Below are 23,601 nucleotides of genomic sequence, written 5' to 3' on the forward strand. Positions count from 1 at the left end.
ATTGCAAAAAATTAAAAACTCCTTTAATTTAAAATCTTACACCTCAAAGGAAGAGAACTCATGGTGAATATACTTCGCGAGCAACCCCGTGCATTTCACATGATTTTCATGTTGGAGTTATGGGAGCGGTTTGGGTTTTATACTGTTCAAGGGATTTTGACTTTATATTTTATTCGCTATTTGGGTTACAGTGATACGATTTCTTATTATACATTTGGTGCTTATTCAGCTCTAGTTTACGGCATGGTGGTTGTAGGTGGATATTTAGGAGATAGGGTATTAGGCACCAAGCGCACCATAGTTCTTGGTCTTATTGTTTTGGCGGCAGGTTACTTCTCTTTAGCAATTACTGATAAAGAACATGTGTTCTTTGCGCTGGGTTTAATTTGTGTAGGGAACGGTTTATTTAAAGCAAATCCATCGAATTTGCTTGCTAAGTGTTATCAAGAAAATGATCCTCGTTTGCATGGCGGTTTTACTTTGTATTATATGGCAATCAACTTGGGAAGTATGATTGCGTTATTTGCAGGCCCAGCTATTTCTAGTCGCTATGGTTATTCGTATGCTTATATGATGAGTGCAATCGGTTTGTTAATCGGATTGGCCAATTATGGAGTGCAACGCCAATTTGTGGCACACATCAATACAGATGCTGATAAGCGGCGCGTTTCAGTATCCCAATGGCTCATGATAGTAATTGGCATATTCATTCTTACTGAGTGCTCTGCACATTTATTGCAGCATGTAATGCTTGCTAAGAATTTATTTTGGTTTATTACTATTGCGGTAATTGCTTATTACCTATTGATGACACGTAAAGAAAGTAAAATTGTACAGATGCGGATGCTGGTCGCTTTAGCCTTGATGTTGGAAGCAATCATTTTCTTTACTTTATACCAACAAATGCCAACCTCGTTAAATTTATTTGCAGTACATAACGTCATTCCTGTTTTCTTTGGCATCACTATTGATGCACAAAGCTTCCAGGCGTTAAATCCTATTTGGATTGTATTAATGAGTCCTGTTTTGGCATATTTTTATGATTTCCTCAATAGAAAAGGCATACAGTTTTCCATCCCGTATAAATTTTCTTTAGGAATGACTATGTGTGGCGTGAGCTTTTTAATGCTCTTTTTTGCGCGTTATTTTTATACGGATCAGGGTCTGGTTTCTTCTTGGTGGTTAATTATAAGCTATCTGTTTCAGAGTCTTGGTGAGTTGTTGGTTTCCGCACTTGGTGTTGCGATGGTAGCGGAGTTAGTACCGGCACAAATCGTTGGTTTTGTGATGGGAATGTGGTTTTTAACTTCTGCAATAGCAGGATTTATTGGCGCTACAGTCGCTTCTTATACAGCGCTTCCTGAACATATTAAACCAGGGGTAGGATCATTAATGATTTATACTCATGTGTTTGCATGTATTGGTATTGTCACTTTAATTATTGCGTTGTTTATGTGGTTATTATCCCCACGATTAAGTCGTTATATTGCGCTAAAAAAGACTGATCTGCATCAAGAGGCGCAAGGGACAGAATACTCTGTATCTAGGTGTTTTATGATACAGTCATAAGTAAAATAGCGCCTCATGAAGAGATGCTACCTTGTGATATATGAGTAAGCAATGAAGGTGAGTCTATATTCTCTAGCAAATTTAGGGTGCATAAATCACTCCGTCATCCCTCGTTGCACTCGGGATGACGAAATTAAGAGAATTTAATTTTATCGCCAGTGGCCACGACCTCCATGCCAACCGCCATGCCAGCCGCCACCATGCCAGCCACCACCGTGCCAGCCACGATTCCAACCACCATGCCAACTGGTGTTCCACCTATGTGCACCCCAGTAGCCCCAATTACGGTGAGGCCGCCATCCAGAGTAGTAGTAACCACTTGGATAGTAAGAGCTTGAGTAGTACGTTGGAGAATAGCCAGAATAATAATAACCTCCTGGATAAGAAGAGACATAACAACCGCTTAACAGGAGTGTCGGCACAAACACTAATGTTGCGATAACCAGTTTTTTCATGATTGCTCCCTCAGTCAATGCCAGTACATTAATTATACTTCATGCTTATAAGTTAATCAAAAAAGACAGGTATTTTTCAATTTTGTTCTTGGAAAGTGTTTATAAATCAAGGAGTTTTTTAATATAAATTGGATAAACTGTGTTCATATATATGATTTTTATTGTACTATTGGGTGTTGCAAGGCCATAAAGTTAAAAAAATTCTAGTCTGGATGAGCACAGTGAAATCCTGGTTTCATGTAAGCTTTATAGCCCGATTTTGTTGCGCTAATCCGGGTTATAAAGTATCTAGGCTTCAATAATGAGAAAAAATGAACATTGTAATCAGCCCGCGTTCTCAAAAATTGATAAGAAAATATTTGTTAGCCTCCGGTGTTCATCAAGATGAGCTGCCCTCTATTGCTTCGTCTATTGATCTTGCTACGTTGATCTACTGGCTCAATCAAGAGCAATTAAACCATTCTCATAGGACAAAAGAGGAACAGCAAAGAATAGAGTTTATTTTTGTCTCTTTGCGTACAGAGCTGTTGCACGATTTGTTTGTTTCTATGAGTGGGGATGGTATCAAACTGCCTAAAGAAGACGAAAGCGAGTCGGTGGCAGACAAAATCCAATTTGGATTACTTACAGCGGCAGGAATCTTGGTCGCTGCATGTCAGGGGTTTGATGGTATCGTCACGATGTTGAGTATTTTTGAGGTGTCAACATCGGTGATTCTCGGTGCTGGATTTATATTTTCATTCCTTTCCGTAGTTGTTTTTTGTGGATTTGATTTAGTAAAAGTATCGAATGCTCTGGGAGTTAAGCTGGGTGAGGCTTATAAATTATTAGATGCATACGTGTTGCAATTGCAGATGATTAAACTCATAAGAGAGAAGGTCGATGATTATGACTTTGCTGATCCTCAATGTGATTTGCAAGAACTAAAGCAAATAATTTCCATGTTACAAATATGTTTTACATCGCTTACAGAGGCCAGCAAGCAATTTGAGCAAGCACTGAATAATGAGAACATGCAACTGGCCAAAGCACTCATTTCAGGAGCGTCTGCAATACTCTTTTTTGGCGGTGGTTTTTTTGCAGGGCAATCAGTAGCAATGATTATCTCAGGCCTATTTGTCAGTTCAATGGTTCCGGCTTTTTGGCCGGTCATTATTTTTAGTTCTTTAGTAGGCATCGCCGCATTGAGTGTTTATTGGTGTGTTGAACGCCCTGGACTAAATAAGTTAGTAAGTAGCTGGTTTGGTCTAAATGAAGAAAACGTACAGAAATTATGTGATAAGGACTTGATAAGTAAGGAAACAAAAAATTTAGATAATTTAGAAAAGAAAATAATCAGCGCCTCAAGGTTAGCAGATAGGCTTGCTCGGTTGGAGCATCGTGTTGGTGTTGACGAGCAAATGGTCCATGACGATCCTGTACCACAACGTACAGCGATGGCAACACGAGCTAGTGCTAACTATTATTCCTTTCTTAAACCAGATTCATTGACTTCGATTGCTGTTAAGGGGGAAAACTTAGATGAAGGCAGATGTTTTTGTATCTAGGATCTGGTGGTGTTATGTACAAAATATCGTTGATAATTTGTTGCCGTCCATTTCCTCCTAAACATTGGCGTTATTTCTGGGATTAAATATTCAAGATATCTTTTACAAAAGGGATCGTTATTTTTCGTTGTGCAGCAAGCGACGCATCATCTAAGCGATTAAGTAAGTTTTGCAAATCATGCATATTTCGCGAGCATCGATTTAGGAGAAATTGTCCCACGCTGTTTGGTAAATCAAATCCACGTTTTAATGCATGCAGTTTAAGCGTATTAATTTTATCTTCGTCATTTAATTCCATTAATTGAATGACTAAACCCCAACTTAATCTAGACCGTAAATCCGCTAACTGAATGGGAACAGTGGTTGGTGATTGATTTCCAGAAATGATTAAAGTGCTTTTTCCCATGTCTTTGATTTTATTATATAAATGAAATAAAGCCTCTTCCCATTCAGGATCTTTGGCGATAATGTCTATATCATCAATACAGATTAATTCTTGTTCCTCTACCCCTTCTATGGTTTGCGGTCCCCATTCTTTCAGGAGAGATAAGGGTAGATAGATTGCAGATTGTGTTGCATTAACGGCTTGGCAACATGCTTGTAATAAATGAGTTTTCCCACAACCTGCATTGCCCCAAAGATAAAGTAATCGATCTTCTCCGTGGGCGAGCATGTTATGTAATTGTTGCTGCAGTAGTCTATTGGAGCCCCAATTGAAATCAACAAGGGTTGCTTCATCATTTAATTTGATTGCGAGTGCTAATTGCTTGTTCATTATGATGGTTCTTTTTTGGGCCATGCTTTTCTGCCCCACGTCCACATATAATCAAGGTAAGTAATCGCCGTAGTAAATGTTGTTGATATGATCAGGGCATTAAGGAGATAGGGAGGAAATTCAAAATAAGCTAATTCAAATAAGCAGGAGGTGACCAGCGTTAACTGTAATGCCGTATTTATTTTACTGAGCAATGTGGGTTGAAAATCCAGTTTGCGACGAATAAATTGATACCAAACAAGCACCCCTAAGGAAATCGTTAAGTCTCTGAGAAATACTAAAATGACTAACCACCAGGGCAATACACCAATTAAGGCTAAAGAGATGAAGCTAGAAGCAATTAATAACTTATCAGCGAGTGGATCGACGAATGAGCCAAAAAAACTTTGCCAGTTAAAACTCCGTGCTAAAAAGCCATCCAAACCATCACTTAATCCTGCTAATATAAATAAATAAAAAGCAATAGTGTACTCATGATTGTACAAATAAAATATGAAAGGAATGATTAACATAAGACGCAATAATGTCAGAGCATTTGGAATGTATTTTAATATCATAGGCCATACGATAATTTAATAACCCTTATTTGCCCGCACCTTCACGATGAATCTAGGGATTGGATTTTGAAGGGAATATGTGTTTTGCTAAACAATAAAATCTAGTGTATACAATACTCGCAGTTCTGTCACTTATGTTTCTCTTCATTTTTACGATACATAATCACTGTGTTACCAATCATTTGTACGAGTTCTGCCTGTAATTGCTGGCATAGCTCACCTGCCATGAGTTGTCGGTCTTCCTTTTCTGCACCGTTAATTTTCACCTTGATTAGTTCATGTGAAAGCAATGCAATGTTTGTTTCCGCAATAACGGCTTCAGTTAATCCTTTGGCGCCAAGAAGTACGACAGGTTTTAAATGATGTGCTTGGGCTTTAAGCGATTTTTTGAGTGAACTATCCACTGTAATGTTCCTTAATACACGCCAAATAATACAATTATTTTGGAGGCTGAATGATAAAATGGTAAATTATTGCACGTTTTGCTGGGAAAAGGTAGTGAAATTCAGTATCATAGGTCAAATTGATACTCATAAATAAATTTATGAAGCGTACTAAAAGCAGTAAACGATGGTTGCAAGAGCACTTTGATGATGTTTATGTAAAAAAAGCACAAGCAGAAGGCTACCGCAGTCGCGCCGTATACAAATTAAAAGAAGTAGACGAAAAGGAGTCATTACTCAAACCTGGGATGACTGTAGTTGATCTGGGGGCAGCTCCCGGCGGATGGACTCAGTATGTTTCTGAGCGATTACAAGGACGCGGACGTGTCATTGCTTTGGATATATTGCCTATGGATGCTTTACCCGATGTTGATTTTATTCTAGGTGACTTCCGAGAAGATGAAGTGTTGCAAAAACTAATGGATTTAATTCCAGAACGCGGCGTCGACTTGTTATTGTCAGATATGGCCCCAAATATGAGTGGTACTACTGCAATTGATATTCCACGCGCCATGTATTTGGTGGAATTGGCTTTTGATTTTGCAGAGAAAATGTTAAAACCTGGTGGTTCCATGCTGATAAAAATCTTTCATGGGGTAGGTTTTGATGATTTGGTAAAACAGGCAAGAGCTTCTTTTGAAAAAGTCGTGATTCGAAAGCCTTTAGCTTCTCGAGCTCGCTCAAAAGAAACCTATTTGCTGGCAAAGGGATACAATTTATAGTAACTTTATGATCTAAGCATTCGATCATAAAATAAAGCTGTACGTACTAACGGGGTTAATACTTTGAACGACATGGTTAAGAATTTATTTTTGTGGCTGATTATAGCGATAGTGCTTGTTTCAGTTTTCAGTAATTTCGGCCCTCGAAATTCGGTTGCTGAGAAACTTTCTTACAGCCAATTTTTGAAAGAAGTCGATCAAGGTATGGTTAATTCAGTCACCATTGAGGATGATAAAATCATCAAAGGGATGACTAAAAATAATAAGCGCTTTGTTACTTACATGCCTATGCAAGATAATGCTTTGCTAGGTGAGCTATTGAAAAGCAAAGTCGATGTAAGTGGCCAAGAAAAGCAACAAGAAAGCTTCCTTCTCCATTTATTTATTAACTGGTTCCCAATGCTGCTACTCATTGGTGTTTGGGTTTTCTTCATGCGCCAAATGCAAGGCGGGGGCGGTCGAGGTGCAATGTCTTTCGGACGTTCGCGTGCACGCTTACTCGGCGAAGACCAAGTTAAGGTGACCTTTGCGGACGTTGCTGGTGTAGACGAAGCCAAAGAGGAAGTTAAAGAATTAGTTGATTTCTTACGCGACCCTACCAAATTCCAGAACCTGGGTGGGCGTATTCCCCGCGGTGTCTTATTAGTAGGTTCTCCTGGAACAGGTAAAACTCTTTTAGCTCGTGCTGTTGCAGGTGAAGCTAAAGTACCCTTTTTTACAATTTCAGGTTCTGATTTTGTTGAAATGTTTGTTGGTGTGGGTGCCTCACGCGTTCGTGATATGTTTGAACAAGCAAAAAAACATGCGCCCTGCATTATTTTCATCGATGAAATTGATGCTGTAGGCCGTCATCGTGGTGCTGGTCTTGGCGGAGGTCATGATGAGCGTGAACAAACGTTAAACCAATTGCTCGTGGAGATGGATGGTTTTGAAGGCAGCGAGGGTGTTATTGTTGTTGCCGCAACAAACCGTCCGGATGTTTTGGACCCTGCATTATTGCGTCCGGGCCGATTTGACCGCCAGGTTGTCGTTCCTTTACCAGATATCCGTGGCCGAGAACAAATATTAAGAGTCCATTTACAAAAAGTTCCAGTAGATGGCAATGTTGACATTATGGCAATTGCTCGAGGTACTCCAGGGTTCTCAGGGGCCGATTTGGCAAATCTTGTGAATGAAGCCGCTTTATTTGCTGCGCGTGCTAATAAGCGTAAAGTGCACATGATCGAGCTAGATAAAGCAAAAGATAAAATCATGATGGGGGCTGAACGACGCTCCATGGTGATGGATGATAATGAGAAAAAATTGACTGCTTATCATGAGGCTGGTCACGCGATTGTTGGTTTAAGCGTACCTGAGCATGATCCTGTTTATAAAGTTTCTATAATTCCACGTGGTCGTGCTCTCGGTGTAACCATGTTTTTACCGGAGCAAGATAGATACAGCCATAGTAAACGTCGTCTGGAAAGTCAATTGTCCAGTTTATTTGGTGGTCGAATTGCTGAAGAGCTGATTTTTGGTCCGGAAAGTGTGACCACGGGAGCATCGAATGACATTATGCGTTCTACTGAAATAGCGCGTAAAATGGTCACGAGCTGGGGGCTATCAACCTTGGGACCGCTTACTTTTGGCGAAGAAGAAGAGGAAGTATTCTTAGGTCGCTCAATGAATAAACATAAAGAAATGTCAGACAGGACAGCGCAACAAATTGATGATGAAGTACGCGCAATCATTGATAGAAACTATAAGCGAGCTAAAGAAATTCTGGTTTCGAATATGGATAAGTTGCATTTAATGGCTGAAAGCTTAATTAAATACGAAACTATAGATTTCAAACAAATACAAGAAATTATGTCCGGTAAAGAACCATCGCCACCGGAAGACTGGGGTTCATCAAAACCTCTGGATGGTGCTGAGGTAGTTCATAACTCATCAGAAAAGCCATCGGAACATGAAGTGATTGTGAATCCTGCTGAAGAGCACTGAGATTAGTAGTGAGAGAAGCAGGTGAATTCAAAGCAATTTTTAGGTTGGCTTGAACGTCAATGCCAACCTTCCTTGGATAACTCCCCAGAAAAACCTTTAATAATGGGTATATTAAATGTTACTCCAGACTCATTTTCTGATGGGGGTAAATTTTTATCCATGGGTAGGGCTTGTGAGCACGCATTTCACTTAATTGGCCAAGGAGCTGATTTAATTGATGTCGGCGGCCAATCTACCCGACCTGGAGCTGAGCCGGTTTCATTAGAGGTCGAATTAGACCGGGTGATTCCTGTTATCGAACAAATTCGTGCTAATTCAGACATTTGTATCTCAATTGATACAAATAAACCTGAAGTAATGGAGGCTGCAGTCGCTGCGGGTGCTAATGTAATTAATGATATTTATGCTTTACGCAGCAAAGGGGCGCTTGAAATGGCGGCAAAACTTGCAGTTCCTGTGTGCTTGATGCACATGCAAGGAGAGCCACATTATATGCAAAACGAACCGTATTATCCGAATGGTGTCCTTGCGGAAGTAACACGTTTTTTTACAGAGCGTATTACGGAGTGTGAGCGTGTAGGTATTAAAAGAAGAAATATAATCTTAGATCCAGGTTTTGGATTTGGAAAACAAGTACAAGATAATTTGCTCTTAATTAAAAATCTTGATAGCTTTGCAAGATTTGCGATGCCTTTGCTTTTAGGGGTATCACGTAAAAGTACGATTGGAGTGGTACTTGCTAAAGAGGTGGGGGAGCGGTTGATAGGAAGTATCGCGGTCGCAGTCTATGCTGCATTGAAAGGTGCGGCGATCATTAGAACGCATGATGTAGATGAAACAAACCAAGCGTTGCATATGATCACCATGATTAGTAAGGCGGGCGTTTTATCAGCTCTCGCAGGATAAAAATTCCTAGGAACGTACACGTTCCTTAATAAGAAGGTAGTTAAGGATGGGGCAACGTAAATATTTTGGCACTGATGGCATACGGGGACATGTGGGTTTATCAAATATTAACCCTGAGTTTGTGTTGAAGTTGGGTTGGGCAGTTGGCCGTGTATTGGCTAATGGTCATCGCAAGAAAGTAGTTATTGGCAAGGATACAAGGGTATCAGGCTACATGCTGGAATCTGCTCTGGAAGCAGGACTCTCCGCTGCTGGTGTTGATGTTGCTTTATTAGGACCTATGCCAACACCTGCTATAGCCTATCTGACCCAAACACTTAGAGCCAATGCCGGAATTGTGATCAGTGCATCGCATAATCTTTTTGAAGACAACGGGATTAAGTTTTTTTCATCAGAAGGAGGGAAATTACCTGATAGCGTTGAATTAGCGATTGAAGCTGAGCTGGAAAAGAAAATGCAAACTGTGCCTTCGCAAAATTTAGGGAAGGCGACTCGAATTAATGATGCCAGCGGACGTTATATAGAATTTTGTAAGTCCACTATTCCGTCATTAACCCGATTATCTGGTTTGAAAATTGTGGTTGACTGCGCAAATGGCGCGACGTACCACATTGCGCCTAATGTTTTTTCTGAGCTAGGTGCGCAAGTTATTTCTATTGGTAACCGCCCCGATGGTTTTAATATCAACGAAGATTGTGGTTCAACATCTCCCGAGCTATTAAGACAAAAAGTCATGAGTACAGGTGCAGATATTGGCATTGGCTTAGACGGCGATGGGGATCGCGTAGTGTTAGTTGACTCTGATGGCCATTTAATTGATGGAGATCAAATCCTCTATATGATTGCTAAAGACCGGCATCAACGAGGGGTGCTCAATGGTGGTGTAGTTGGTACACAAATGAGTAATTACGGCTTGGAAATTGCGATTAAAAGTTTAGGTATTCCTTTCATAAGAACCCGAGTTGGTGACCGTTATGTTTTAGAGGCCCTCCGCGAAAAGGATTGGAAAATAGGTGGTGAAACCTCCGGACACATTGTTTGCCTGGATAAAACCACAACAGGTGATGGGATCGTTGCTGCCTTACAAGTGCTGTCAATTATGGTCAAACAGGGCAAATCCATACAACAACTTAGAGAAGGTATTAATTTATTACCACAAAGCTTGGTGAATTTAAAAACCAATTACGCGACCTTACTTGCAGAACATACACAAGTCATCGAAGTAGTTAAGGCGTTAGAGTCAAGCTTAAATGGAGAAGGAAGGGTTTTACTCAGACCTTCCGGCACTGAGCCATTATTACGTGTCATGGTAGAAGGTATGAACGAGTCTTTAGTAAGGCAGCATGCGCAAAAGCTTTGCGATGATATTAGTCAAATTGAGAGAAATTTAAATATACAGTAGATAAATTGGGCTCATAGTTTTTTATATCTACTGAGCCGTGTAATAAAAAAATCGCAATAGGGCTACACATCGGCAATGAGTTTGGGTATAGTCCGCAGTTGGATGCGAGGGGGATAAATGAGACACAAAATAGTTGCTGGCAACTGGAAAATGAACGGTCAGCTGCAGCAGGTAATTCAATTAAGTAATGAACTTAGAGAATTACTTCACTCTATTAATGATGTCCAAGTTATTGTAATGCCACCGGCCATTTATATCCCACAAGTCCGGGATATACTTGCTGAATGTGATATTGAAATTGGCGCTCAGAACGTCTATCCAAAAGATTTTGGTGCTTATACTGGTGAGATGTCCGCACCGATGTTAAAGGACTACAACTGTCGTTATGTCTTGGTTGGACATTCTGAGAGAAGACATTGTTTTCACGAAGATGAAAATTTTGTAGCACAAAAATTCCACCACGTAAAAGAACATGGTATGATACCGGTTCTTTGCGTCGGTGAAACGTTAGTAGAACGTGAAAAAGGGCAAACAGAACAAGTTATTGCCGAGCAATTGTTTGCCGTAAGTGAACACAATAAAAATTGTTTTCGTGATTGTGTCGTAGCTTACGAGCCCGTTTGGGCAATAGGTACAGGAAAAACTGCGTCACCAGAACAAGCGCAGGAAGTACATCAGTTTATTAGAAAACTGGTTGCAGAAATTAATCATAGCGATGCTGATCGTTTACCACTTCTCTATGGTGGAAGTGTAAACGAAAACAATGCCAAGGCATTATTTGCCATGCCAGATGTTGATGGTGGTTTGGTAGGAGGTGCATCGTTGAACGCGAAACAGTTTGTGGAAATTGTGAAATGTATCAATTGATATTAATGATTCATGTAATTGTTGCTGTGGTCTTAATCGGCTTAGTTCTTATCCAACATGGCAAAGGTGCTGATATTGGTGCTGCTTTTGGATCTGGTGCTTCAAATACTTTATTTGGAAGCCAAGGAACAGGTGGGTTTTTATTTAAATTAACTGGTGGTTTAGCACTGACATTTTTTGTCACCAGTTTATTGTTGTCTTATTTGGTGTCTGTGCAATATCAAAAAACAGAACAACAAGTAATTCCTCAGCAAACCAGTGTACCTGCGAATTCAATTCCAGTACCGGTAGATAACAGTAAGAAAAGTAAATAAAATTCCTTGTGCTGCGCTAAATAACGCATTATAAGGGTTGAAAAAAAATAATTATAAAAGGAGTTTGCTTACATATCGTTAGCTTGAGCCTAAATAGTCTGATTTTCGAACACTAAAGTGCCGAAGATTGAGATGAAAAGCTCAAGAGAGTAGAAATGTAAACAGGCTCAAAAAGAGTATGCCGAAGTGGTGGAATTGGTAGACACGCCGTCTTGAGGGGGCGGTGGCGAAAGCCGTGCCGGTTCGAGTCCGGCCTTCGGCACCATTTTAATCCGTGCAAGGTGAAAAAATGCTATCTCAATATTTACCTGTTCTCATCTTCATAATTGTCGGATTGGCATTAGGTATAGCAATGATAGGAGCCGGCTCCTTATTGTCAACACATAAACCTGATAGTGCCAAGAATTCTCCCTATGAATGTGGATTTGGGGCATTTGAAAGCTCTCATATTCCATTCGATGTTCGCTTTTATCTTGTAGCCATATTATTTATTATTTTTGATTTGGAAACGGCATTTTTCTTTCCATGGGCGTTGGTTTTACGCAAAATTGGTTGGTTTGGTTTTGCTGGGATGATGTTATTTTTAGGGCTATTAGTTATTGGCTTTATTTATGAATGGAAACGTGGCGCACTCGAGTGGGAATAATTTTTTAAGAGTGCGAAATAGAGCTTGTTCACAATTATCTGACTGCAAAACTTTGATTTTGCGCGCTGAAGCACGGCATGTGAGCATCGGGGCACAAAAAAGCTAAGCTTTGTGATTTAATTGACGAATTGTAAACAGGTACAAATTCACTTCTGATCGCAACTGCAATTGCAGAAGAAAGCAGTCAGAGGTGATATTTTTTATTAATATTTAACTGCTTAGAGGCTAGCTATGGCGGTTGCAGAATTGCAAAAAAGTGGCTTTGTAACGACTTCAGTCGAGAAACTTCTCGGATGGGCACGTAGTGGTTCTATGTGGCCTATGACTTTTGGTTTGGCATGTTGTGCAGTGGAAATGATGCACGTCGGCGCAGCACGTTATGACTTGGACCGGTTTGGAATTATTTTTCGTCCCAGCCCTCGCCAATCAGATGTCATGATAGTTGCTGGTACACTATGTAATAAAATGGCTCCTGCCTTACGCAAAGTGTATGACCAAATGCCCGACCCTCGATGGGTTATTTCTATGGGCTCTTGTGCGAACGGTGGTGGATATTATCATTACTCTTATTCCGTAGTTCGTGGGTGCGATCGTATTGTCCCCGTAGATGTATATGTGCCAGGTTGTCCTCCAACTGCTGAAGCTTTGCTGTATGGCATTATTCAATTGCAGAACAAAATCAGGCATAAAAAAGTCTTAGAAGCTTAAGATCATCAAAGGTGCAAATAGATGACAAAAAATGATTATTTGGTTGAACAACTCAAAAACGAATTATCGAGTCATGTTAACAATGTTACGGTCGCTTATGATGAAGTAACTGTTGAGTGTGGCGTATCAAATTTAAAAGCAGCAATGCTAGAGCTGCGTGATCTGGAAGCATTTTGTTTTGATCAGCTTATTGATCTTTGTGCCGTAGATTATTTGCTTTATGGTGAGTATGACTGGGAAACAGACACAGCAACTGAAAGCGGCTTCTCTCGAGGTGTAGAACGTCAGGAAGTCAAAGCTTATGCCCTGGATAAACCACGTTTTGCTGTAGTGTACCACCTACTTTCAACTAAAAAGAATCACCGTTTACGTGTCAAAGTATTTGTAGATGAGTCTCATTTAATCGTTCCATCGGTACATCATTTGTGGAAAGGTGCTGATTGGTTTGAGCGTGAAGCCTATGATTTATATGGTGTTTTATTTGAAGGACACCCTGATTTAAGACGTATTTTGACTGATTATGGGTTTATCGGGCATCCATTCCGTAAAGATTTTCCATTAAGTGGTCATGTTGAAATGCGCTATGACGCAAAATTTGAAAAAGTTATCTATGCTCCGGTAGATATCGAACCCAGAGTTTTAGTGCCCAAGGTTATTCGTGAAGATAACCGCTATATTGGTGAAAAAGGGGCAAAAAATGATTGAATTAAAGAATTACACCTTAAACTTTGGTCCACAACATCCAGCAGCACATGGCGTATTGCGCTTAGTTCTTGAGCTTGAAGGCGAAACAATCGTGCGCGCAGATCCACATATAGGATTACTGCATAGAGCAACAGAAAAATTGGTAGAAACCAAACCTTATCTCCAATCTATTGGTTACATGGATAGACTGGATTATGTATCTATGATGTGTAATGAACATGCCTATGTACGCGCTATAGAAAAGTTTTTAGGTATAGAAGCACCGCTTCGTGCTCAATACATTCGTACCATGTTTGATGAAATAACTCGTGTTTTGAATCATCTGTTATGGTTAGGTGCTATAGCATTAGATATTGGGGCAATGACTGTGTTTCTGTATTGCTTCAGAGAGCGTGAAGACCTTTTTGATTGCTATGAAGCAGTCTCGGGCGCACGGATGCATGCTAAATATTATAGACCTGGTGGTGTCGCTCGCGATCTACCTGATACTATGCCTCAATATAAAGCATCTAGATGGCATAGTGAGCGTGAAATTGAAAAACTGAATGAAGATAGAAGTGGGAGTTTACTTGATTTTCTGTGGGCATTTACTGAACGCTTCCCACGTTGTGTTGATGAGTATGAAACACTATTAACTGACAATAGAATCTGGAAGCAACGTACAGTAGATATCGGTGTTGTTTCACCTGAAGAGGCTTTGCAATGGGGTTTTACCGGACCAATGCTTCGTGGTTCTGGAATTGCGTGGGATCTGCGCAAGAAGCAGAGTTATGCTGCATATGATCGGGTGGATTTTGATATTCCAGTGGGTAAAACGGGTGATTGCTTCGACCGTTATTTGGTTCGTGTAGAAGAGCTAAGACAATCAAATCGTATTATTAGACAATGTATTGAATGGCTCAGAGCAAATCCTGGTCCGGTGCGTATTGATGATCATAAGGTCACACCGCCGCGCCGTGTTGAAATGAAAGAAGATATGGAAGCCTTAATCCATCACTTTAAGCTGTTCACTGAAGGTTTTTGCTTACCTGCTGGAGAAGTATATAGTGCTGTTGAAGCCCCTAAAGGTGAGTTTGGTATTTATATGGTATCTGATGGTGCCAATAAGCCCTATCGTGTAAAAATTCGTGCGCCTGGATTTGCGCATCTGTCGAGTTACGATGCGATGACAAGAGGACATATGATCGCTGATGGTGTCGCTATTTTAGCGAGCCAGGATATAGTATTTGGTGAAATTGATCGTTAATTTGTGGTACGTCATTTCTTACGCTTATGAAGTGACATTCCAGAAAATTACAATTTAAATAAAGGTTTAGAAATGTCTGCTAATTCAGCAAAAATATTACATCAATTGGTGTCAGATCACAGAATAAAAGACATAGATCATTGGATCGCTAAGTATCCTGCGGATCAAAAGCAATCTGCGGTAATGAGCGCATTGAGAATTGTCCAGGAAGAGCATGGCCATTTAACCACAGAATTAATGGATGCCATCGCTGATTATCTTGATATGCCGTCTATTGCTGTATATGAGGTTGCTAGTTTCTACACCATGTATGAGCACAAACAAATCGGTAGACATTCAATTAATGTATGTACAAATATTTCTTGTATGTTACGTGACTCAGCAGTAGTTGTTGAACATTTAGAAAAGAAATTAGGCATTAAATTAGGTGAAACCACAGATGATGGGCGTTTTACCTTAAGACCTGTTGAGTGTTTAGGTGCTTGTGTTAACGCGCCGATGATGCAGGTGGACAAGGATTATCATGAGAATCTGACTCCTGAATCTATAGATAAAGTGTTGGAACAATACCAATAAAAAGATAGAGGTGGTTGCCGTGGTTGAATTAAATCAAGTTTGTTATCGAACATTTCATCTACCAGAGCCTTGGACATTATCTGCTTATGAAAGTGTTGGCGGATACAGTGCCTGGAGAAAAATATTAAAAGAACAAACTTCTCCACAAACAATTATTGATGAGTTAAAAACATCCTCCCTGCGTGGTCGAGGTGGTGCTGGGTTCCCAACCGGATTAAAATGGAGTTTTATGAACCGTAATTCTCCTGTACAGAAATACGTAGTTTGTAATTCTGATGAAGGTGAGCCCGGTACATGTAAAGACCGAGAAATACTTACATTAAACCCACATCAACTCATTGAAGGAATGGCTATCGCTGGATACACCATGGGTGCTACTGTGGGATATAACTACATCCGCGGCGAATTTTGGCTGCCCTTCGAACGTACAGAAGCTGCGTTGAAAGAAGCTTATGCGGCAGGTTTACTTGGGAAGAATATTTTAGGTACTGGCATTGATTTTGATTTATATAATCATTTAGGCGCGGGCGCATACATTTGTGGTGAAGAAACAGCACTTCTTAACTCTTTGGAAGGAAAAAAAGGCCAGCCGAGATTTAAACCTCCATTCCCTGCAAACTACGGTTTATATGGCAAACCCACGACTATAAATAACACAGAGACTTTTGCCTCTGTTCCAGTCATTTTGGAAAAAGGTGGCGAGTGGTTTTTAAAACTAGGTAAACCGAATAATGGTGGCGCCAAATGTTTCAGTGTAAGTGGCCACGTGAATAAGCCTGGAAATTTTGAAATTCCGCTAGGAACACCGTTTAAAACATTGCTTGAGTTAGCAGGTGGTGTGATTCAAGGCAGAAAGATTAAAGCAGTGATTCCCGGGGGTACTTCCATGCCTGTGTTACCTGGTGAGGTAATGATGGGACTTGATATGGATTATGACAGCATACAAAAGGCAGGCTCAGGTTTGGGTTCAGGTGCTGTAATTATTATGGACGAAACAACCTGTATGGTTGATGCGCTATACCGTATTTCTGAGTTCTATATGGATGAGTCTTGCGGTCAATGCACACCTTGTCGCGAAGGTACAGGCTGGTTAGTCCGTTTATTACATCGTATTAAAGAAGGCCATGGCGAACCTGGGGATGTAGAGAAATTAGTCAATGTTGCGAACAATATCGAAGGTCGCACTATTTGTGCATTGGGTGAGGCAGCAGCTTGGCCTGTGCAAAGTTTTGTTAAGCATTTCCGCGATGAATTTGAATATTTCGTTAAGCATAAACGCTCGATCGTCGCAGCATAATTAAAAGGTTTGACCATGACTACTACTATTGAAATCGACGGTAAAACATTTGAAGCTGAAAACGGTAAAATGATTATTGAAGTTGCTGATGAAGCAGGCATTCATATTCCACGTTTTTGTTATCATAAAAAATTATCAGTGGCTGCAAATTGCCGCATGTGTTTAGTTGAAGTAGAAAATGGCCGTAAGCCAGTTCCTGCATGCGCTACTCCTATTACTAATGGAATGAAAGTGTTTACCAAATCAGAGGAAGCATTACATTCGCAAAAAGTCGTAATGGAGTTCTTACTTATTAACCACCCCTTGGATTGTCCTATTTGTGACCAAGGTGGTGAATGTGAGCTGCAAGATATCTCTATGGGCTATGGAGCAGATGCATCAGAATATACAGAAACAAAGCGTTCTGTAGAAGATGATAAGCTGGGTGAGCTGATTTCAACAGAAATGACTCGTTGTATCCATTGTACCCGTTGTGTTCGTTTCGGTGAGGAAATCGCAGGCTTACGAGAGTTGGGTGCAACCGGCCGTGGTGAGCACATGCAAATTGGAACTTATGTTCAGCACAGTATGAAGTCAGAAGTTTCTGGCAATATTATTGATTTGTGCCCAGTAGGTGCGTTAACTTCAAAACCTTATCGTTTTACAGCCAGAGCGTGGGAACTTACCCAGCATGATGGTGTAGCACCACATGATTGTCTTGGCTCAAATATTTATCTGCATACACGGCGCAATCAGTTAATGCGCGTAGTTCCTAAAGAAAATGAAGTGATTAACGAAACTTGGTTATCAGATAGAGATCGATTTAGCTATCTTGGATTAAAAAATCCATCAAGGGCAAGCCAGCCACAAATTAAACGTAATGGCCAATGGGAAGTTGTAGATTGGGAAACCGCCTTAAAATTTACAGCAGAAGGCTTAGCACGAGTTATAAAACAAAATAGTGTAGAACAAGTGGCGGCCTTTGCATCCAGTTCCTCTACGTTGGAAGAAATGTACTTGCTGCAAAAATTAATGCGTGCGGTTGGTGTCCACAACTTAGATCACCGATTGCAACAAGTAGATTTTAAAGATCAGGAAACCCAGGCAACTACGCCTACAAACTCATTACCTTATGCGGAAATTGAACTACAAAACACAATTGTGTTGATCGGATGTAATATTGATCGTGAAGTTCCGCTTGCTGGCGTCAGAGTTCGTAAGGCTTATCGCAATGGTGCCAACATCTATGCGATAAACCCAGTGGATTTTGAATATCGCTTTGATCTCAGTGAACGTGCTATCGTTTCACCTTTAGAAATGCCAATGCAGCTCGCGAAACTTGCCTTAGCACTTACTGATGATATAAAAATGTTGCCAGCAACAGTTCAGAAGTTATTAATAGGACTTGAGCCAGACCAGGCAACCCAAAAAATTGCTAAAGCATTGAAAGAGGAAAAAGCATGCTTGATTACTGGTGCTTTGTGTGAAAATCATCCTGAAGCAGCTTTACTTCGTACATTAGTATTCCATATCGAAAAATTAAGCGGCGCCAAAGTACTCAGACTGACGCATGGTGCAAACACAGCAGGTGCTTGGATGGCGGGTATGGTTCCGCATCGGACAACGGCTGGAAAAACTGACTCTACTCCAGGAATGGATGTACAAGCCGCGTTGAATGCCAAACTCAAAGCCTATTTTTTAATGGGCGTAGAGCCAGGTTTTGATTTTGCAAATCCTTATGGTGCACGACAGTCCATGCTTGCTGCGGAATTTGTAGTATTAATGTCTGCGTACAATCATGAGTCAATGCATGATTATGCAGATGTCATTTTACCAATGGCTCCTTATGCTGAAACTTCAGGGACCTACATTAATGTGGATAATACTTGGCAAACTGTAAAGGGAGCATTGGCGCCTTACGGCGAGTCACGCCCTGCATGGAAGATATTGAGAGTATTAGGCAATTTATTGCATTGTGATGGCTTTGAATATCTGTCAACAGAAGATATTTTGGCAGAAATTAAAAATAGTGTTGCAATCACAATGGAGCAGGAATATAAGCCATATTATCCTGAGAGCCTGCCAGTGATGAATCAATCATTAGTTCGCGTTGGGGAGTGGCCACTCTATCGTAGTGATGCAATTGTTAGAAATAGCAAAGAGCTGCAATTATGCGCTGCTGCTGAATCGGCATGCATACGTATCAATCCTCTAACAGCAGATAGATTGAACTTAGAGGATGTTGCTACTGTATCTCAGGGAGATATTGAGATAACATTGCCGCTTAAACGTGATGAACGCATTGCGGCAGATGTTGTATGGGTAGCAAACGCGATGCCTGAAACAGTAGATTTGGGTCATTCATTTGCTGCAATAACTATTAAGCGCTAGGCAGGTAAGAAAATGCTGCAAGACATTAGCATATTAATTTGGATCATCATTAAAATATTAATCATCGTAGTACCTTTACTACTATGTGTCGCATATTTAATATATGCAGAGCGTAAGGTTATTGGGTATATACAAGCGCGTATAGGGCCTAACCGTGTTGGGATAAAAGGTTTACTGCAGCCAATCGCGGATTTAATTAAGTTAATTACTAAAGAAATTATTATTCCTACGCGTTCAAATAAATACTTATTTATTGCCGCACCTCTATTTGCCTTGGTACCGGCTCTAGCAGGTTGGGCAGTTATTCCATTTCAGGAAGGAATAGTATTAGCCAATATTAATGCAGGCGTGCTCTATATTTTTGCAATGAGTTCACTTGGAGTTTACGGGGTATTAATTGCTGGTTGGGCATCTAACTCTAAATATGCAATGTTTGGTGCATTAAGAAGTACTGCACAAACGGTATCTTATGAAATTGCTATGGGTTTTGCTTTAGTGGGCGTGTTATTAGCTGCTGGAAGCATGAATTTAACTGATATAGTTAATTCACAAAGAGGTGGAATTTTACATTGGTGGTTTATTCCTCTTCTTCCGCTGTTTTTTGTATTTTGGATTGCTGGAATTGCCGAAACAAATAGGGCACCTTTTGATTTGGCAGAAGGGGAGTCTGAAATTGTTGCAGGATTCCATGTTGAATACTCTGGGATAGGGTTTGCGCTATTTTTCTTATCAGAATATGCAAGCATGATTCTTATCTCTGTACTAATCAGCATTCTGTTTTTAGGTGGCTGGATGTCACCATTTGAAGGGATTCCTTTCCTAGAAAACATATTTTTTGTTGTACCCGGTTTTGTTTGGTTACTCGTAAAAGTGAGCTTTTTCCTGTATGTATATTTATGGATAAGAGCTACTTTTCCTCGTTATCGTTATGACCAGCTTATGCGTTTAGGTTGGAAAGTACTTATTCCGGTCACCATTGTTTGGATTATTGTAACCGCATTAATGGTTGTTACACATGTTAAACCTTGGTTTTAATGGTTAATAGAGAAGCCGATGAAAAAAGCATATCAAAATATTAAATACTACATACGCAGTTTTCTATTTATAGAGTTATTGCAGGGTCTAAAGTTAACTGGAAAATATTTCTTTAAGAAAAAGATAACCGTTCAGTTTCCAGAAGAGCAAACCCCATTATCTCCTCGATTTAGAGGGGCACTTGCTCTTCGCCGTTATCCTAACGGCGAAGAGCGTTGTATCGCTTGCAAATTATGCGAAGCGGTTTGTCCTGCATTGGCAATAACTATAGAGTCCGAACCACGAGAAGACGGATCTAGACGAACCACAAGATATGATATTGATGTGTTTAAATGCATCAATTGCGGTCTATGTGAGGAATCTTGCCCTGTAGATTCCATAGTCGTTACACCAGTACTTCACTATCATGTTAGCGAACGTGGTCAAAATATTATGACTAAGGAAAAGCTCCTTGCACTTGGTGATTTGCTGGAGCCAAGACTTGCAGCAGATCGCGCTGCTGATGAAAAATACCGATAACGGGGTAAAGTATGCATGAATTATTAAACCAAATAATTTTCTATTTTTTTGCGGCTATAGCAGTTGGTGCTGCCTTTATGGTAATCATACAAGACAACCCAGTGCGTAGTGTTTTATTTCTTGTACTTACCTTTTTTGCAAGTGCAATATTATGGATACTTGCCGAAGCAGAGTTTCTTGCCCTGATCTTAGTACTGGTATACGTTGGCGCGGTGATGACGTTGTTCTTATTCGTGGTCATGATGCTCAATATTGATATTGAAGTGATTAAAAGCCATTACAGACGGTATTTACCGTTTGGCTTAATTCTTGTTGCTTTATTAACAGGGCTTTTAATGGTATCTATCCCTGCAGGTACATTTAAATCCAATGTTGAAACACAAAGCACTACTGCAATCAGTTCACAATTTCTTGATGTAGCACAAAATAACGAAGCACAGCCATTATCAAATACTGAAGCCCTAGGTATGGTTTTGTATACAGATTATTTACTGGCTTTTGAAATTGCAGCTGTTTTATTACTTATTGCGATTATTTCTGCAATTACCCTGGTACATAGAGGCCCGAGAAAGTCAAAGAGACAGAATGTGAAACAACAGATTCTGACTCGTAGAAATGAGCGGGTCGAGTTAATTAATATGAAAGCAGAAAAATAATATTGGGGAATTCCTTATGATACCTGTTAATAACTACCTGATTTTAGGTGCGATTTTATTCGGGTTTGGTCTTATTGGCATAATGATGAATCGTAGAAACATCATCTTACTGCTGGTATGTATCGAATTGATGTTACTTGCAGTGAATACAAATTTTATTGCGTTTTCTCATTATTATAATGAGATTAGTGGTCAGGTTTTTGTCTTTTTTATTTTAACAGTTGCTGCAGCAGAAGCAGCAATAGGATTGGCCATAGTGATGTTGCTTTATAGAAATAGAGGCAATATTGACGTAGATAAGATGAATCATTTAAAAGGTTAACATTGTGAGTATCCAACAACTTTGTTTAATAATTGTTTTAGCCCCCTTGGCAGGCTCCATAATTGCTGGCTTCTTCCGTAATCAAATAGGACGAGTCGGGGCCCATAGTGCAACCATTCTCGGTGTTACAATTTCTTTTGTAGTATCACTGTATGTTGCTTGGCAACTGTTTTCTGGCGCCATTACAACTGAAAGCACGGTGGTATATCACTGGGCTAGTGGCGGATTAATACTTCCTTTTGAATTTAATATTGGTTTTTTAATCGACCCACTTAGTGTGGTTATGCTCGTGACAGTTAATTTCGTCTCTTTGTTGGTACACATCTACAGTATTGGTTATATGGCAGATGATGATGGCTATCAGCGCTTTTTTAGCTATATTTCACTATTCACTTTCATGATGCTCATGTTAGTAACTGCTAACAATTTTCTACAGTTGTTCTTTGGTTGGGAAGGTGTAGGTCTTGTTTCTTATTTACTTATCGGTTTCTGGTACCAAAAAGAATCAGCAATTGAGGGTAGCCTTAAAGCATTTCTTGTAAACCGAGTTGGTGATTTTGGCTTTCTATTAGGTATTGCCCTGGTCTTTGCATATACGGGTAGTGTTGATTATGAAACCGTATTCAAGAGTGTAAGTTATCTATCAAGTCAAAGCATCGAGATATTCAATGGACATCCCTGGTCTTTAGTTACGGTGATTTGTCTGGCCTTGTATGTAGGTGCTATGGGTAAATCAGCACAGGTGCCACTGCATGTATGGTTACCTGAATCAATGGAAGGTCCGACACCTATTTCTGCTCTTATTCACGCTGCAACCATGGTTACCGCGGGCGTATTTATGATCGCACGTATTTCGCCTTTAATTGAGTTTTCTACTACGGCACTAAGCGTCGTATTGGTTATTGGTGCAACAGGAGCACTCTTTACTGGTATTTTAGCCTTAGTGATGAATGATATTAAACGTGTAGTTGCTTATTCAACATTATCGCAATTAGGTTATATGATGGTTGGAATGGGCGCTTCTGCATATAGTGCAGGGATGTTCCATCTTCTGACTCACGCATGTTTTAAAGCGCTTTTATTCCTTGGGGCTGGCTCCGTAATTATTGGTATGCATCATGAGCAAGATATGCGGAAAATGGGTGGTTTATGGAATAAAATGCCTATCACTTATGTGACTTATGTTATTGGTTCGCTGGCTCTTTGTGCGATACCGCCATTTGCAGGTTTTTATTCTAAAGATACAATTATTGAGGCAGCTCAGTTATCACAAATACCTGGCAGCAGTTATGCCTATTTCTGTGTTGTTCTTGGTGCAGGTGTAACCGCATTGTATACCTTCAGATCTTTGTTTATGACCTTCCATGGCAAACCACGAATGGATGAACATACACTAAGCCATGTTCATGAGTCACCATGGGTTGTATGGTTGCCACTTGTTCTTTTGGCTATTCCTTCAATTATCTTGGGTTACGTACTGTATATGCCTATGCTTTATGACAACCCAACAATTTTAAGTTCATCATTGTTTGTTCTCCCACAACATAATGTTTTGGCTGAGCTGGCACATGAAATTACTTCACCTTTTGAAAGCATGTTGCATTCAGTCTACTCACTTACTCTTTGGATAACTTTAGCGGGGGTAGTTATTGCCTGGATTTGTTATATAGCAGTTCCATCGATTCCAGCTTATCTGACACGCTATTTTTCACTTATCTATAAGATACTTGTTAATAAATATGGATTTGATGCATTTAACAACTTAGTCTTCGTAAAAGGTTCTAAGGGTTTAGGAGCTGTGTTTTACAGTGTGGGTGATCAAAAGCTCATTGATGGAATGGTTGTTAATGGCAGCAGTCGACTTGTTAGATGGTTTTCAGCTAAAGGTCGCGCTATACAAAGTGGTTATCTGTATCATTATGCAGCAGTAATGGTTTTTGGATTGCTTGGATTTTTATGCTGGTTAATACTCGGCTGAATA

General features: G+C 40.1%; 24 protein-coding genes and 1 tRNA gene. 21 read left to right on the forward strand and 4 right to left on the reverse strand.

The annotated features are described in order from the left end of the window. The first annotated feature begins 60 nt into the window (after positions 1-60). The gene (locus Lste_RS14430) at positions 61-1,569 is read left to right on the forward strand and encodes an oligopeptide:H+ symporter (protein WP_058511611.1); all 1,509 of its coding nucleotides are present in this window, start codon (positions 61-63) and stop codon (positions 1,567-1,569) included. Positions 1,570-1,718: 149 nt separating this feature from the next. On the opposite strand, the gene Lste_RS14435 is transcribed toward Lste_RS14430, so the two are convergent. Then, positions 1,719-2,024, reverse strand: a complete 306-nt coding sequence (locus Lste_RS14435; RefSeq protein WP_083503975.1) for a hypothetical protein — start codon at positions 2,022-2,024, stop codon at positions 1,719-1,721. Positions 2,025-2,335: 311 nt separating this feature from the next. On the opposite strand from Lste_RS14435, the gene Lste_RS14440 reads away from it, so the two are divergent. Next, positions 2,336-3,571 (forward strand): hypothetical protein, encoded by a 1,236-nt coding sequence (locus Lste_RS14440; RefSeq protein WP_058511613.1) that lies wholly within the window; start codon positions 2,336-2,338, stop codon positions 3,569-3,571. An 82-nt stretch (positions 3,572-3,653) separates the two neighbouring features. Here the strand turns inward: Lste_RS14440 and hda are convergent, their stop codons facing one another. The 3 genes from hda to yhbY form a co-directional block, all read right to left on the reverse strand. Next, a complete protein-coding gene (gene hda / locus Lste_RS14445; RefSeq protein WP_058511614.1) occupies positions 3,654-4,346 on the reverse strand; it encodes a DnaA regulatory inactivator Hda in 693 nt (230 codons plus the stop codon). Continuing rightward, positions 4,346-4,903 (reverse strand): CDP-alcohol phosphatidyltransferase family protein, encoded by a 558-nt coding sequence (locus Lste_RS14450; protein WP_058511615.1) that lies wholly within the window; start codon positions 4,901-4,903, stop codon positions 4,346-4,348. The genes hda and Lste_RS14450 overlap by 1 nt, the downstream gene beginning before the upstream one ends. Before the next feature lie 128 nt (positions 4,904-5,031). Continuing rightward, positions 5,032-5,307, reverse strand: coding sequence for a ribosome assembly RNA-binding protein YhbY (gene yhbY / locus Lste_RS14455; protein WP_058511616.1), 276 nt, complete (start codon positions 5,305-5,307; stop codon positions 5,032-5,034). Positions 5,308-5,447: 140 nt separating this feature from the next. On the opposite strand from yhbY, the gene rlmE reads away from it, so the two are divergent. The 19 genes from rlmE to nuoL all read left to right on the forward strand — a co-directional run bounded on the left by rlmE (position 5,448) and on the right by nuoL (position 23,598). Further along, entirely contained in the window at positions 5,448-6,068 is a 621-nt protein-coding gene (rlmE, locus tag Lste_RS14460) for a 23S rRNA (uridine(2552)-2'-O)-methyltransferase RlmE (protein WP_058511617.1), read from the forward strand. A gap of 72 nt (positions 6,069-6,140) precedes the next feature. After that, positions 6,141-8,051, forward strand: coding sequence for an ATP-dependent zinc metalloprotease FtsH (gene ftsH / locus Lste_RS14465; protein ID WP_058511618.1), 1,911 nt, complete (start codon positions 6,141-6,143; stop codon positions 8,049-8,051). Positions 8,052-8,072: 21 nt separating this feature from the next. Then, positions 8,073-8,957 (forward strand): dihydropteroate synthase, encoded by an 885-nt coding sequence (gene folP / locus Lste_RS14470; protein WP_058511619.1) that lies wholly within the window; start codon positions 8,073-8,075, stop codon positions 8,955-8,957. Positions 8,958-9,003: 46 nt separating this feature from the next. Beyond that, on the forward strand, positions 9,004-10,359 hold the full coding sequence (gene glmM / locus Lste_RS14475) for a phosphoglucosamine mutase (RefSeq protein WP_058511620.1): 1,356 nt from the start codon (positions 9,004-9,006) through the stop codon (positions 10,357-10,359). Positions 10,360-10,476: 117 nt separating this feature from the next. After that, positions 10,477-11,226 (forward strand): triose-phosphate isomerase, encoded by a 750-nt coding sequence (gene tpiA, locus Lste_RS14480; protein ID WP_058511621.1) that lies wholly within the window; start codon positions 10,477-10,479, stop codon positions 11,224-11,226. Further along, positions 11,214-11,540, forward strand: a complete 327-nt coding sequence (gene secG / locus Lste_RS14485; RefSeq protein WP_058511622.1) for a preprotein translocase subunit SecG — start codon at positions 11,214-11,216, stop codon at positions 11,538-11,540. Before tpiA ends, secG begins: the two co-directional genes overlap by 13 nt. 180 nt (positions 11,541-11,720) lie before the next feature. Next, positions 11,721-11,805: transfer RNA gene (locus Lste_RS14490), tRNA-Leu, on the forward strand. A gap of 24 nt (positions 11,806-11,829) precedes the next feature. Further along, the gene (locus tag Lste_RS14495) at positions 11,830-12,186 is read left to right on the forward strand and encodes an NADH-quinone oxidoreductase subunit A (protein ID WP_058511623.1); all 357 of its coding nucleotides are present in this window, start codon (positions 11,830-11,832) and stop codon (positions 12,184-12,186) included. A gap of 231 nt (positions 12,187-12,417) precedes the next feature. Further along, on the forward strand, positions 12,418-12,894 hold the full coding sequence (locus Lste_RS14500; protein WP_028381738.1) for a NuoB/complex I 20 kDa subunit family protein: 477 nt from the start codon (positions 12,418-12,420) through the stop codon (positions 12,892-12,894). A 21-nt stretch (positions 12,895-12,915) separates the two neighbouring features. After that, a complete protein-coding gene (locus Lste_RS14505) occupies positions 12,916-13,599 on the forward strand; it encodes an NADH-quinone oxidoreductase subunit C (RefSeq protein WP_058511624.1) in 684 nt (227 codons plus the stop codon). Continuing rightward, positions 13,592-14,845, forward strand: a complete 1,254-nt coding sequence (locus tag Lste_RS14510; protein ID WP_058511625.1) for an NADH-quinone oxidoreductase subunit D — start codon at positions 13,592-13,594, stop codon at positions 14,843-14,845. Before Lste_RS14505 ends, Lste_RS14510 begins: the two co-directional genes overlap by 8 nt. 72 nt (positions 14,846-14,917) lie before the next feature. Next, positions 14,918-15,421 carry an NADH-quinone oxidoreductase subunit NuoE gene (nuoE, locus tag Lste_RS14515; RefSeq protein WP_058511626.1) on the forward strand — a complete coding sequence of 168 codons (504 nt, stop codon included), beginning with the start codon at positions 14,918-14,920 and terminating at the stop codon, positions 15,419-15,421. Between the two features lie 19 nt (positions 15,422-15,440). Next, positions 15,441-16,718: an NADH-quinone oxidoreductase subunit NuoF gene (gene nuoF / locus Lste_RS14520; protein WP_058511751.1), complete on the forward strand. Its 1,278-nt coding sequence runs from the start codon at positions 15,441-15,443 to the stop codon at positions 16,716-16,718. A gap of 15 nt (positions 16,719-16,733) precedes the next feature. Then, positions 16,734-19,088, forward strand: coding sequence for an NADH-quinone oxidoreductase subunit NuoG (nuoG, locus tag Lste_RS14525; protein ID WP_058511627.1), 2,355 nt, complete (start codon positions 16,734-16,736; stop codon positions 19,086-19,088). A gap of 12 nt (positions 19,089-19,100) precedes the next feature. Beyond that, a complete protein-coding gene (gene nuoH, locus Lste_RS14530) occupies positions 19,101-20,123 on the forward strand; it encodes an NADH-quinone oxidoreductase subunit NuoH (protein WP_058511628.1) in 1,023 nt (340 codons plus the stop codon). 18 nt (positions 20,124-20,141) lie between these two features. Then, positions 20,142-20,642 carry an NADH-quinone oxidoreductase subunit NuoI gene (gene nuoI, locus Lste_RS14535; protein ID WP_058511629.1) on the forward strand — a complete coding sequence of 167 codons (501 nt, stop codon included), beginning with the start codon at positions 20,142-20,144 and terminating at the stop codon, positions 20,640-20,642. Between the two features lie 11 nt (positions 20,643-20,653). Next, positions 20,654-21,298, forward strand: a complete 645-nt coding sequence (locus Lste_RS14540; protein WP_058511630.1) for an NADH-quinone oxidoreductase subunit J — start codon at positions 20,654-20,656, stop codon at positions 21,296-21,298. A 16-nt stretch (positions 21,299-21,314) separates the two neighbouring features. Then, entirely contained in the window at positions 21,315-21,620 is a 306-nt protein-coding gene (gene nuoK, locus Lste_RS14545) for an NADH-quinone oxidoreductase subunit NuoK (protein WP_058511631.1), read from the forward strand. Between the two features lie 4 nt (positions 21,621-21,624). Continuing rightward, positions 21,625-23,598, forward strand: a complete 1,974-nt coding sequence (gene nuoL / locus Lste_RS14550) for an NADH-quinone oxidoreductase subunit L (protein ID WP_058511632.1) — start codon at positions 21,625-21,627, stop codon at positions 23,596-23,598. Positions 23,599-23,601: the final 3 nt, after the last annotated feature.

The organism is Legionella steelei, from assembly GCF_001468005.1.
In the GTDB taxonomy this organism is placed as follows: Bacteria; Pseudomonadota; Gammaproteobacteria; order Legionellales; family Legionellaceae; genus Legionella; species Legionella steelei.